This is a genomic window from Methylomonas sp. HW2-6 (assembly GCF_052474525.1).
Window position 1 is genome coordinate 3,718,779 of record NZ_CP184124.1, and the last position, 12,629, is coordinate 3,731,407.

Annotated in this window: 10 protein-coding genes; 3 read left to right on the forward strand and 7 right to left on the reverse strand. The window is 49.3% G+C overall.

What is annotated here, in order from left to right; translation table 11 throughout:
• Window positions 1–35: 35 nt before the first annotated feature.
• Both ACH518_RS17930 and ACH518_RS17935 read right to left on the reverse strand, forming a co-directional pair.
• Window positions 36–440 (reverse strand): septal ring lytic transglycosylase RlpA family protein, encoded by a 405-nt coding sequence (locus ACH518_RS17930; RefSeq protein WP_140910619.1) that lies wholly within the window; start codon window positions 438–440, stop codon window positions 36–38.
• Window positions 441–598: 158 nt separating this feature from the next.
• Window positions 599–961, reverse strand: coding sequence for a SirB2 family protein (locus ACH518_RS17935; protein WP_445371064.1), 363 nt, complete (start codon window positions 959–961; stop codon window positions 599–601).
• Between the two features lie 390 nt (window positions 962–1,351).
• Between ACH518_RS17935 and ACH518_RS17940 the strand changes: the two genes are divergently transcribed.
• Window positions 1,352–1,549, forward strand: coding sequence for a hypothetical protein (locus ACH518_RS17940; RefSeq protein ID WP_140910617.1), 198 nt, complete (start codon window positions 1,352–1,354; stop codon window positions 1,547–1,549).
• A gap of 10 nt (window positions 1,550–1,559) precedes the next feature.
• On the opposite strand, the gene ACH518_RS17945 is transcribed toward ACH518_RS17940, so the two are convergent.
• A complete protein-coding gene (locus ACH518_RS17945) occupies window positions 1,560–1,703 on the reverse strand; it encodes a hypothetical protein (RefSeq protein WP_278211373.1) in 144 nt (47 codons plus the stop codon).
• Here ACH518_RS17945 and ACH518_RS17950 point away from each other — a divergent pair.
• On the forward strand, window positions 1,693–3,969 hold the full coding sequence (locus ACH518_RS17950; protein WP_445371065.1) for a Tex family protein: 2,277 nt from the start codon (window positions 1,693–1,695) through the stop codon (window positions 3,967–3,969). The two genes, ACH518_RS17945 and ACH518_RS17950, sit on opposite strands and share 11 nt — an antisense overlap.
• A gap of 97 nt (window positions 3,970–4,066) precedes the next feature.
• On the forward strand, window positions 4,067–4,447 hold the full coding sequence (locus ACH518_RS17955; RefSeq protein ID WP_445371066.1) for an exosortase system-associated protein, TIGR04073 family: 381 nt from the start codon (window positions 4,067–4,069) through the stop codon (window positions 4,445–4,447).
• Between the two features lie 52 nt (window positions 4,448–4,499).
• On the opposite strand, the gene ACH518_RS17960 is transcribed toward ACH518_RS17955, so the two are convergent.
• From ACH518_RS17960 to ACH518_RS17975, 4 genes are all read right to left on the reverse strand, one after another.
• Complete coding sequence (locus tag ACH518_RS17960; protein ID WP_445371067.1) at window positions 4,500–7,946, reverse strand: AAA family ATPase; 3,447 nt, start codon at window positions 7,944–7,946, stop codon at window positions 4,500–4,502.
• A gap of 104 nt (window positions 7,947–8,050) precedes the next feature.
• On the reverse strand, window positions 8,051–10,078 hold the full coding sequence (locus ACH518_RS17965) for a tetratricopeptide repeat protein (RefSeq protein ID WP_445371068.1): 2,028 nt from the start codon (window positions 10,076–10,078) through the stop codon (window positions 8,051–8,053).
• An 87-nt stretch (window positions 10,079–10,165) separates the two neighbouring features.
• Entirely contained in the window at window positions 10,166–10,642 is a 477-nt protein-coding gene (locus tag ACH518_RS17970) for a pilin (protein ID WP_140910612.1), read from the reverse strand.
• A gap of 204 nt (window positions 10,643–10,846) precedes the next feature.
• Complete coding sequence (locus ACH518_RS17975) at window positions 10,847–12,628, reverse strand: asparagine synthetase B family protein (RefSeq protein ID WP_445371069.1); 1,782 nt, start codon at window positions 12,626–12,628, stop codon at window positions 10,847–10,849.
• Window position 12,629: the final 1 nt, after the last annotated feature.

Below are 12,629 nucleotides of genomic sequence, written 5' to 3' on the forward strand. Positions count from 1 at the left end.
CGACAACATAGGGCGGATAGTCGGCGATTCAAGCCTTAGGCGTCGCCGAAGCGCACCACCTCAAGTTTCACTTTGGCCAAGCCGGCCTCTACAAAACCGAGCTCTCTTGCCGCTTGCTTAGATACATCTAACAATCGCTTGTTACTGCGACTAGCGCGGCTGTTGATACGTAGCTGAACACTACGGTTATTGGATAAGTTTACAACTCGCACCACCGAGCCGAAAGGCAAGGAGGCATGAGCCGCAGTCATTGCATTTTTATCGTAAACCTCACCGTTCGCTGTCCGCTGACCATGCAATTTGTCGCTGTAGTACGACGCAATGCCACTTTGTTCAATGGAAAGCAAACCGTGTTTCTCTGTTTTCGCATAACTAACAGAGCTAACAGACGCCAGGCCAGTTGATAGCGTTAAAAAAGCTATCCATCTCGCTTTTCGCATCCTACCCTCCTTTCGTTAAGAATTGACAGGAGGTTCAGAGACTAACCCAAGAGCCCCAGCATGACAAGCCTTTTTCGTTAGTTAACAACATTTTTAGCTTGTCAAGCCATATTTTCTCCATCAAACAAAGACTATCAAGCCATTGATATCAAATAACTTTATAAAATGAAAAAGGCATCTTTACCGATCGCCACCCCGCCAATGTACAAGAACACCAGAATTGCACCGAAAAACGCCAACCACCGCTGCTGACCTTCCCGACGAATCGCAAGCATGCCCAAGCCGATAAAAATCGGCAATGCCAACAACTTGGCCACAATCCAACCAAAATTGCCGTGCAACCAGCCACCTTGAAACACCAAAACAATACCGCTAAGCAACAACAAGCTCGCTAATGCGTGCGGCGCGATCTTCAACACCGGGCGCTGCAATAACTCAGGCTTGAGTTGCGCTGCCAGCACCCTTGCGACAAAGCTGACCGCAACTAGAACTACGAACAGCAAATGTACGTGTTTAACCATTGTTGTATCCTCATGATAAAAAGTGAAGGCGAAGCCCGATGCGGTTTCGCTGTCTTATCTTACGAATGCTAACACGCGTTTCCGTTTAGGAGATACCGAAACAACCGTGTTGACGGCTCTGCGGCCAGTTCGACGTCCGAACTTCGAACCGACCAATCGCCGGCGCCTACGCCAGCATCACGTGAACACCCCCGATCAAAACCGGCGGAACAGTCCGCTATAGCACTGATACAGCAAAAAATTTCGCAACGAAAAAATATTGTTTTGACACAAAACAAATTTAAGTGTAAAAAATGCCCCGTCGACTAACAATAATACTAAATTCGACATACAACTCGAGTTGCCCCTGTATAGGGCTAATTATTACAACAACAAGATGAGGATTAGAAAATGGCTGAACAAGAAAAAGACAATACCTTTACCGTAGTTGCTGTTGTTACTGCGATTGCTATTGCTGGCGTCGTTATGTTGAAACAAGACGAAACCAAACACTTGAAATACAGCGGCGACACCAGTTCTGCTGCCGAAGCTCAAGTGCTGTCTAAGCACAAAGATTTCAACAATGACGTCCTGAGCCAAGCAAAATAATTAGTTTGCTTTAGTCTTCAAAACGCCAGTTGCTCTGCAGCTGGCGTTTTTTTGTGCCTGCTGTTTTTCCATCCTTCCCTGCTTTTTCATCCGCTACCGGTACGATAAAATCGGCGGTTTTACTTACTCCGAGCAAAACACTGATGGATGTCATCCAACAAATCGCGACAGAACTTTCCGTAAGACCCCAACAAGTTGCCGCCGCCGCTGCCTTATTGGACGAGGGAGCCACCGTACCCTTCATCGCCCGCTACCGTAAAGAATTGACCGGCGGCTTGGACGATACTCAATTGCGGAACTTGGAAGATCGCTTGGGATATCTGCGTGAACTCAACGATCGCCGCGAGTCGATTCTCGACAGCATCCGATCCCAAGGCAAACTGACGCCGGAACTGGAACAGTCGATCCGCGATGCCGACACCAAAACGCTGCTGGAAGACTTGTACCTGCCTTACAAACCCAAACGCCGCACTAAAGCACAAATTGCCCGCGAGGCAGGCCTGGAACCATTGGCTGACGCCCTGCTGCAAAACCGCGATTTGATTCCGGAGCAAGCCGCCGCCGCCTACCTTGATCCGGAAAAAGGCGTCGCGGACGTTGCAGCGGCCTTGGAGGGTGCACGGCAAATCATCATGGAACGCATCTCCGAAGATGCGGAATTGCTAACCGAACTACGCGAACGCATCTGGAATAAAGGCATCTTGCAGGCAAGCGTGGTATCGGGAAAAGAAACTGAGGCAGCCAAGTTTAAAGATTATTTCGACTACAGTGAAGCGATCAACAAAATCCCATCCCACAGAGCCTTGGCTTTGTTCCGCGGCAGAAACGAAGATCTATTGACGCTGACGCTGAAACCAGCCGAACAAGATCAAGACGAGCACCAGCTTTGCACCCAGTTCGTTTGCCGCCACCTACAAGTCAATGACCCCCAAAAACCTGCCGATGCCTGGCTGGCCGAAACCGCCCGCTTCGCATGGAAAGTCAAACTATTTACCCGCATCGACATGGATTTGAAAATGCGCCTGCGGGAAGCGGCTGAGTTTGAGGCCATAAAAGTCTTTGCCGCCAACCTACGCGATTTGTTGCTGGCGGCGCCGGCCGGCCCAAAAACAACCATGGGGTTAGACCCGGGTATTCGCACCGGAGTAAAAGTTGCCGTCGTCGACCCGACAGGTAAATTGCTGACCACGGACACCGTATATCCCCATCAACCCAAAAACCAGTGGGATCAATCAATAGCAACGCTAGCCAGGCACATAACGCAATATAAGGTACAACTGGTTAGCATCGGCAACGGGACCGCTTCGCGAGAAACCGATCAACTGGTCGCCGACTTAATGAAACGCCACCCGGAATTGCATTTCCAGAAAATTGTCGTCTCCGAAGCCGGCGCGTCGGTATATTCCGCATCGGAACTGGCAGCCAAGGAGTTTCCTGACCTCGACGTCTCGCTACGCGGCGCAGTATCAATTGCGCGCCGGTTACAAGATCCGTTGGCGGAACTGGTTAAAATCGACCCCAAATCCATCGGCGTCGGTCAATACCAGCACGATGTCAACCAATCGCAACTGGCCCGCATGCTTGATACCGTGGTTGAAGACTGCGTAAACGCTGTCGGCGTTGACGTAAATACTGCGTCCGCCGCACTGTTAAAACAAGTCTCCGGATTAAACAGCGGCATTAGCGAGAACATCGTTGCGTTTCGCGACGCTAACGGTCCGTTCGCGAATCGTGGCCAATTAAAAAAGGTGCCGCGCCTGGGTGACAAAGCTTTCGAGCAGGCGGCCGGTTTTTTACGCATCATGACCGGCGACAATCCATTAGACGCGTCGGCTGTACATCCGGAAGCCTACCCTGTAGTCAATGCAATTTTAGACGACACGGGTAAATCGATCCGCGACCTGATCGGCCAGAGCCACTTTCTGCGCAGCCTGAATCCGGCAAACTACACTAGCGCCGAATTCGGCCTACCGACAGTCAGCGACATTTTACAGGAGCTGGAAAAACCCGGCCGCGACCCGCGCCCGGAATTCAAAAGCGCCCAATTCAAAGAGGGCGTGGAAAAAATCACCGACCTCTTACCCGGCATGAGCCTGGAGGGCGTGGTCACCAATGTCGCGGCTTTCGGCGCGTTTGTCGATATTGGCGTCCATCAGGACGGGCTGGTACACATTTCCCATTTGGCTGACGAATTCGTCAAGGATCCGCGCAGTGTCGTCAAAGCCGGCGATACGGTAAAGGTACGGGTACTGGAGGTGGACGTCGCCCGCCAGCGTATCTCGTTGAGCATGAAAAAAGACGTCGACAGCAGCGACTTCGTGCGTAGCGAAAAGGCAACCCCAAACAACCACAAGCCTAAGCCGCAACCCGCACTACAGAATTCAATGAGTTCGGCGTTTGCAAAAGCCTTGAAAAAGTAATCCAATCAAGCTCTGCTATACTTGCGGCCGAGACGCGGCAGGCCTATAAGCCGAAACTCCGGCCGCGATGCAAAATGGGATTTTTACAGGACACGCTATGAATCAAGTTACCCGCAACGCAGCAGTATTGCTGTTATCAGCCACCGCGTGCTTTAGCTTAACGGTACAAGCCGACGAATCGGAAAGTTACGGCCAGACCGTCGGCCGCAAACTGAGTACCGGTCTCGCCAACATCGCGGCTTCGTCCTTGGAAATCCCCAAAAACATCATCATTATCAATAATCAAAGCAACGTGATTTACGGCTTTGTCGGCGGCACATTAAAAGGTCTGCTGAATATGGGCGGTCGTATCGGAGTCGGCGTGCTGGATCTGGTCTCGGCGCCAGTTCCAACCCAACCGATAGTCTATCCGCTTTACGTCTGGGACAATTTCGACGCCGAAACCACCTATGGCAAAGCCTTTCGTCCCAGCCGGTAGTTCGATTCGGCATAGCGGCCTTTGGAATATAAGCCCAAGGCCGCCGCTTCTGCTAGGCAACCATCTTCAATTCGCTCAAGCCGTTGGCTTTTTTCACCAACTCTATTTGAGTCTTAATGCGTTTTTTAACGGCATCGACATGGGAAATCACGCCGACCGTCTTACCTTGATTCGTTAACCCTTCCAGCGCACTCATCGCCAGATACAGGGCCTCGGCATCCAGATTGCCGAAACCCTCGTCTAAAAATAACGAGTCGATCGCCCGACCATTATTGGCAATTTCCGCTAACGCCAAAGCCAAAGCCAAACTCACCACAAAACTTTCACCCCCGGATAAGGTTTTCGGCAATCGGCGCAGATTCCTCTGTTTGGTATCCTCGATCTCAAGGGCCAAACCGTGATCGTTTACGGAGCTGCGCACGTAATAACGACCACTGAGTTTCTCTAAAATTTGATTGGCCTTGGACATCAACTTATCGACCAACAGCTGTTGAATCCGCTTGCGCAGCCCCCCCTGTTCATCGGAGATCAGTTTCAGATCCGCTTCGGCTTGACTGTACAACGCCAATTGCTCGCTTAGCCGCCCCTGCAACCCTTGAAGTTTCTCCCGGTAGCCCTGTTGTTTGTCTAGCTTGTTTTCCAAACTATGGACTTCCTGCTCAGCGATTTCGAGCTGCCGAGTCAACTGCTTCAACGAATACAATATGCTTTCTTCGTCAGTATTCGCCATCATCGTCAATACCGCAGCTTCCCGTTGCAACTCTTCGCCCGTTTTAGCCAAGGCTTCCACAATTGACACTCTTAGGCCGGCTTGGTCCGCCAGCGCCGCTTCGATTTGCTGGCGGCTATCGATAAGCATCAATGCCGCCCGCAAATCGTCGATATCGGCGAAGTCACTACCCGCCAACTTACCAGCAACCAAACGGGACATGGCTTCGAATTCGATTTGCTGAGCCGACAATGCGCTTTCGCAGTCGACGATCAGCTTTTGCTTTTCGACTAAGGCCAAATGCAAGCCCACGGATTCCTCGTTTAGTAATCGGCTCGCATAATCCGAGAGTGTGTTTTGATAGTCGATGATGTTCGCCTGAGTTCCCCGCAACTTTTCCTGTAGCGCGGACACCTCCTCTATCAAGCCTTTTTGCCGCATTTCTCTAATCTGGTAATCCTGGCGACGGGCATTTAACTTATCGAATAACAGGTTTTCCTTACCTTTACCGGGCAATTTCTCGCCCAATTTTTCGAGTTGCTTTTCCAACTGCTCAGTTAACGCTTTCTCTTCGGCTTTAAGGCCGGCAAAACGCTGCTCCACCTCCACAAACTCGGACGGCCGATTATTCCAGGCCTCATCCAACTGACTGACAGATGCGGCAAGTTTTTCCAGAGCAGACTTTTTGTTATCGATTTCCGCCAACCATTTCGCCACATTCCGCTGCAATTGGGCGTGTTCGTTAACCAAATTTTTGATTTTCTCCAGTTCCTCCGTCTCGTTGGCAAGCAAGCGCTTCTGCAAGGAAACATTATCGATCGTCAAATCCTGGCTAACCACATTCAATCGATTAACCAGCAGTTGCCAATCCGAACGCATTTGCTGCAACCGCTGGTCGCGGGCGGATATTTGCACTCCCCGCTTTTCCGCTGCTGCCAGTTGCGCCGCCAACGTGTCGATCGTGGTTTTTAGCGCTTGCATCTTTCCGCGCTGGTCGACCAAGGCCTTTTTGGCATTACTCTGTAGCGGTGGCTTCATCAGGTAAGGATGGTGCAGCGAACCGCACAAATAACAAGGCTGCCCCTCTACCAGCTTGCTACGTTCCGCGGCAAATCGTTTCAATAAGGCTTCGTTGGCTACCGCCTGCTCTAAAGCCTTGCCGATATTGTCCTCCCGGCTTAGTTCATCCCGTAATTCTTCCAGCCGCGCCTGCAGCCCAGCGGCATCAGGTAAATCAGCAGGTTTGCTACCAGCCGAAAACCAATGAAAAAACCCCTTCTTGTTGAATTTGGCGTTGACTTCGGCAATAGATAGCAATTCTCGAAAATCGTTGACTCTACCCTGCTGCTCGACCGCTAGGTCTTTCAGCTCATCGAAACTTTTACCTTGCGCCAACTCCGCCATCACGTCACGGGCGTCGCTGATCTTGGCTTCTAATTCAGAGATATCGGCTCTAGTGGCGTTTAGCGCTGACTTGTTCTTTTGCAAAGCCGCTGTGGTCGTCTTGGTCCAGTTCGATTGGCTTTTCTGTTTACCGGACAATTCCGCCAGTTCCACCCGCAGGTTTCGTAACCGGGGAATGTCCGGAAAATCGCTCAGCAATGCTGCATCGCGGCTTTGCTCTTGCAGCCAGGTATCGACTTCGGCCAACGCAGCTCTCTTTTCGGCCAGTTGCAGCTCTATCGCCTGGACAAGCTCGGACTCGCTGGGCAACAGCAATTTCAGTTCGCTGATTTTCAATTTCAACGTGTCGATCGCTTGTTTTTGCGTCTCCAAGGATTTATCGACTAACTCCTCAGGCGTGCTGCTTTCCGCCTCAGCCCCCAGCTGCCTCCGCAACATCTCAAGTTCCTGCCGATATGCTGCGAGACTGGCTTGACTTTGCTCGAGCTGAACTTGTTTTGCATCCAATGCAATAAGTTCTTCGCGATACTGGGCGGCATCCTGCAACCCACCAATTTCCTGCAGCGCAGTTTGCAATTGCTGTATTTGATCTTCGATCTGACGTAGTTGGCTTTCCAGTTGTATCTGCCGATTTTGCAGAACCCGAACGTTTTTCGCGTCACGCATCTGTTGTTCAAGCAGCGCTTGTTGCGCCTTCAATTCATCTGCCTGCTGCTTGAAATCCTGCAAATCCTGCTCGGCGGCTTCCAAAGCCTCGGGGGCCAATAGCGGGATCAATTCGATATCCTGCTGCAGTTGAGCCAAACCGGCACGAGCGGCTTGGTAATTGGATTCGGCTTGCTCCCGGTAATCCCGGTAAATATCGGAGCCGCTGATTTTTTCCAAAATATCCATACGCTCGCTATCGAGCGCATTCAAAAACGCGGCGAAATCGCCTTGCGGCAATACCATGGACTTGCTGAACTTATGAAAATCCATACCGGTTAACTCGGCAATCCGAGTTCTGACCGAGTTCGGCGTGTCGGCCAAAAGCTCTTGCTGTTCGCCGTCTAACCGGGCCAAGGCCATGTGAGGCTGTAACACGCTATCGCCTGTACGTTCCACGCGCCAGCTGGAACGAAACTTAACATCGCCGAGAGCAAATTCGACTTGCGCCACACTATCGTTGGTCTGCTTGGTCATCACGTGCTCCGCCGGCTTATCCAAGCGAAAAGTCTCGCCGTACAGCCCCAGCGTGATCACATCGAGGATACTGGTTTTGCCCGAGCCGTTCGGTCCGGTGATCGCAAACACGCCGCTGTCGGCGATAGGACCTTGGTCGAAATCGATACGACCCTCGCCTTCCAGGGAATTGATGTTTTTGAAGTTGATGTTGAGTATCCGCATAATCCCAGATTTCTATAATGACCTTTACTCGACAGGAACCTCATCGCACACGATGACTCAATCGAGAACAATACTCATGGTATTGTACACCGCTTATCGGACAATCAGCCCCCCTTAGAACTGGAACTCAAACTCGATATAATTTCTCTGAGTTTTTGAAACTCCTTGAGGTCGTGACCATTCGCGACACCCAGTGCCTCAGCCTCCTGTAGAGTTTGCTCCGCCTTATCAAGATCATTGAGCACAATATACAAATGGGCTTTTTCCGCACGTAGATACATCCAGGTTGGATACAATGAAATGGCCTGATTCAAGCCATCCCAGGCTTTTTCTTGGTTACCCATAAAAAAGTTTACCTTGGCTTGAATCAGATACATCATCGGCACATGAGAAAATCCTCGCTGGTTAATTGCCCCATCAATCCATTGCAATAGGTTGGGCCCCATTCCCTGGCACATTTGATGTTGATCAATTAGACAATTGGATGCCGACCGGATTGACGTCATGGTCCGCAGAGAAAATGTCTTATCGGACAACCGCCTTATTATCTCGTCGTTAACTAGTCGCATTAAAGACTCGATGTAGCCTCTATTCAGCACCAATGGATCATCGTAACGACTTGGCAAACCAACATTCTCACTCAGCTTAGGAAGGTCAGAAGAGTGAATAAAGCTATTCAGTTCAATGAACATATCGATTAACGTCGAGATCTCAAATAAATCGAGTTGAGATGATTTTGTTAAGTAACTATAACTTTCTGGATTAGCACCTATTCTTAATTCTAGGTTTTTTGCATATGCGCTATTCGCGCGCATCGATTCCGGATGATTTCTGACTTCAAAATAGGTAAAACTATTTGTGTTTGACCACACTGCAGCTCGCGTATAGGTTGCGAACGCCAAACTAATGGCGATAGAAATATAAAAACCGTTTATTAACTGCTTACTAACCCGAGACTCAACAAGCTTATAAGCGGTTAAGACAAAACCTATCACTACACCAATACTCGGAATATAGTTGCGATGCTCATAGATCAACTCTAACGGAAAAACACTGGACTCCATCAAATGACCAACAAAAAACCACAACACGGAAAAACTAATAAAAGCATTTCCCTTTCTTACAGTATTTTTTATCGCAATCCCAATTAGAAAAAAAACGCCAATCACTGCTAATAAAGTATTTTTAGGCGAAAGCAGCCCTCTACTAACCAAAAAATCATCATGCGCCAAGCTCAACTCAGAATTATCAGGATAAAACAATAATCTGAGGTAATAAAATAGAACTCTAGCCTCAGTCAGCAGACGCTCAGTTAAAGTGAAATTTCGAATTGTGTAGCCCTGTAACAGATACTGCGGAAATATTGAATAATAACCAATTACTGTTAAGACCGGAATAACTACGGTAATAGCATAGTAGGCAAATAGTCGCCCCCGCATGCTGCTACAATTTACGGATGGCAAAAAAGTAACTTCGCTCACAAAAATAAGAAGCGGCAATAAAAGCGCATTCTCTTTACACATTCCCCCTATGATTACCCCACCCAGAGTACCAGCCCAGATAAGGAAGTAGCTCCCCGGCTTATCCAAATGCATCCTACCCTTCAAAAACACTAGAAAGCCCAACAACATAAAAAAACAAGCCAAGCTGTTCATGCGTTGCACTACGTATAGCACCGATGTCAACTGCAAAGGATGCAATGCCCAAATTAACGCACTCCAGAATGCTAAAGCTTGGGCAGGCGCCGTTTTATCATGAGCGCAAATTAAAGATCGAACACAAAAGAATAATAAAATAGCATTAACAGCATGAATTAATACATTAGTTATCCTGAACGAAATGGGATTAAATTGCTGATCGGATAAATAATAATTAAGTGCAAAGCTCAAGCTCGCCAAAGACCTCTTCAATGGCCCACTGCTATTATTTGCATTCCAAGCGGCGCTTAACTCACTATAACTAAGGCTATGCATTTGTATGCTGTTATTGTCTAAGATATTCGGAAAATCATCCGCCAGAAACGGGCCATTCTTACCTGGCAGATAAACTACGAAAACCGAGATCATTAAAACTAATGATATTAGAATGGACAAAACAGTGTTTTTCCGACCACGCTGGAACAAAGCTTTCATTTAAAATCAGCGATTATAATTTACAACAAATTCAAAAATAAAAAAGGGGGCAGAGCCCCCTTCACAAATCAAATCGAATACAATCAATTACGATTTAGGTTGATACTTAGCCGGAACAGTACCGCTAAAACTGGTCGAGGTCGGAGTCTGTGTCGTATACCACTTCATACCCACGCCAACGACACAATCGCCCTTATAAATTACCGTTGCATTTGAGCTAACAGAACTACCAATAGCTTTATAGGAAATTGTGACAGTTGCCGCGGTAGCGCTACTAGCCGAAAACTCGACAGCACTGACATACTTGCCAGTGATACTGGCTTTAGGAAGCAATCCCACGCTACCGTTTGTTAATCCGCTTGTCAAACTTTGCTCACTACACGCCACGCCGCCCGCGGTCAACGCCGGAGAGGCGAGGCTTGGACCTTCTGATACTTTGGATTTAACCGTATAGTCTTGATACGCCGGAATCGCGATTGCAGCCAAAATACCGATGATCGCGACCACGATCATTAATTCGATCAAGGTAAAACCTTGTTGTGCTTTTTGTAATTGTTTATTCATAAGAACGTCCTTCAAAGTTAACGGGGTTAAAACTCGGATTAAACAATACAAGTTGCGTGCCAAGTGACTGATGGCGCAATCTGCAGCCGCGATTCAAGCTTTTGAACCACCCCGCCGCCTATCTCTAAATTTGTCAGCTTCCACGGACAAACCGTTTTTGGCCGAAACTGACATTTTTTGTCAACCACTCCGGTTTAAACTGGATTAATAGCCTTTACCGACAAACCAAAGTTCCAACATCATCAGCACCCAAATCAATTCGCCGTAGTACGCGGCGTGAACGCTTTGATGCATCTTGATCGCATGCTCCAGAAATTCCGGCCGAAAAAAATCCCTGCGCCCCAAATCGCGAACGGTTTGGTAAGCCATTTGTTTCAACGGCTCGTGGTCGTTCAACCAAATGCCGAACGGCAAGCCAAAGCCGTGTTTGGATTTATTGATGATGGCTTCCGGCAGAAAATCGGCCATCGCTTGTTTATAAAACCAACGCAGTTTTTGACCGCGCAACTTATCAGCCGACGGAATGCGGCAGGATAAATCGACGATGCGTGGATCGAGCAGCGGATAGCAGACTTCGACACCGGCCATTTCGCACATCCGGTTGACCTTAACCAGATCGTTGTCGTGCAAAGTGGATTTCCAATCCATGTACAGCATTCGATTCAGAGTGCTGGCATTTGCCGGCCGCCAATAGTTTTCGCGCAAGGATTGCATCGGCGCGGAGATATCGACCTCGGTTAGGAAATCCGCTTGAAAAATATCCGCCGCCGCGTGGCGATGTAAAAAATTGTAATCCTGCAAACGATCAGGCATCGCGGCCTTGGCTTGTTCGATATATCTTTTGGCTTTAAATGGAATCTTTTGCCTGGCGATCGCGTCCGGCAAACCATCCAGCACATACTCCATTCCGCTGGTTAAGAATTGCGGCAGGCGATGATAGCCTTCGAACAACATCTGCTTGGCATAGCGTTCATTGCCGGCGAAGATTTCGTCGCCGCCATCGCCGGCCAATAGCCGGTTAACGCCGTTGTCTTTTGCCAGTTTTGCGCAGTAGTAGGCCGCAAGCGCGGACGAGTTACCGAACGGCTCGTCGTAATAGGCAGCAATTACCGGAACCGCAGCAACCGTATCTTCCGGCGTAACGTAATAAGTATGGGAACGTGTTTTAAACGCAGCAACCGCAATATTGGCGTATTCGATTTCGTCATACCCGGCGACTTGAAATCCCATGGAAAAAGTCTTGGCCTTGCCGGGAAATACTCGCGCTAGTGCACCGGCGACGCTGGAGCTGTCCAGCCCGCCACTCAGGAATGCGCCGGTATTTTCGTCGTCTGCCACTCTATCGCGGACAGCTTCGACCAGATATTGTTGCAACTCACGGCCGGACTGGCGTAAATCGCAGTCGTTTTCGAAAAAGTCGGGCTGCCAATACCGATCAATCGCGACTTTACCGCCATGAAAACTGAGGCATTGCCCGCCTTCCAGTTTCATGACCTGTCGATAAATGGTGTTTGGGCTGGGACAATAGTTGAAATAGAGGTAGTCGAAAACCGACTGGGGCGAAATGGCATTGCTCACCTGCGGGTGACGCACCACAAAATCCGCGCTGGAACCAAACACCAATGCATCGTTGGTCCTCGCGTAATAAATGTGGCTAATCCCAATCGGATCGGTCATTAAAAACGTCGTTTGTTGCCGCTCATCAATCAGCAATAAGTTGACGATGCCGGGCTGACGCCGTAGCGCCTCGATTCCGCGCTGTAGATATGCCTCCAATAAACTCGACAACGCATCGGTGGGATATGCCGCTTGCAGCGCCACCAACAACACCCCGCTCGCTTGCTTGTAATTAGCCGAGTCAGTCGCTACCGCATAACCGCGGCCGGCGCACTGAACAACCGGCAACTCACCCGCTGTTTGTGCCAGCGTTGCAACCGCCGATTCCGTGTCGGAAACCGGCCCCATCCATCCCGCAAATTTTGTCATA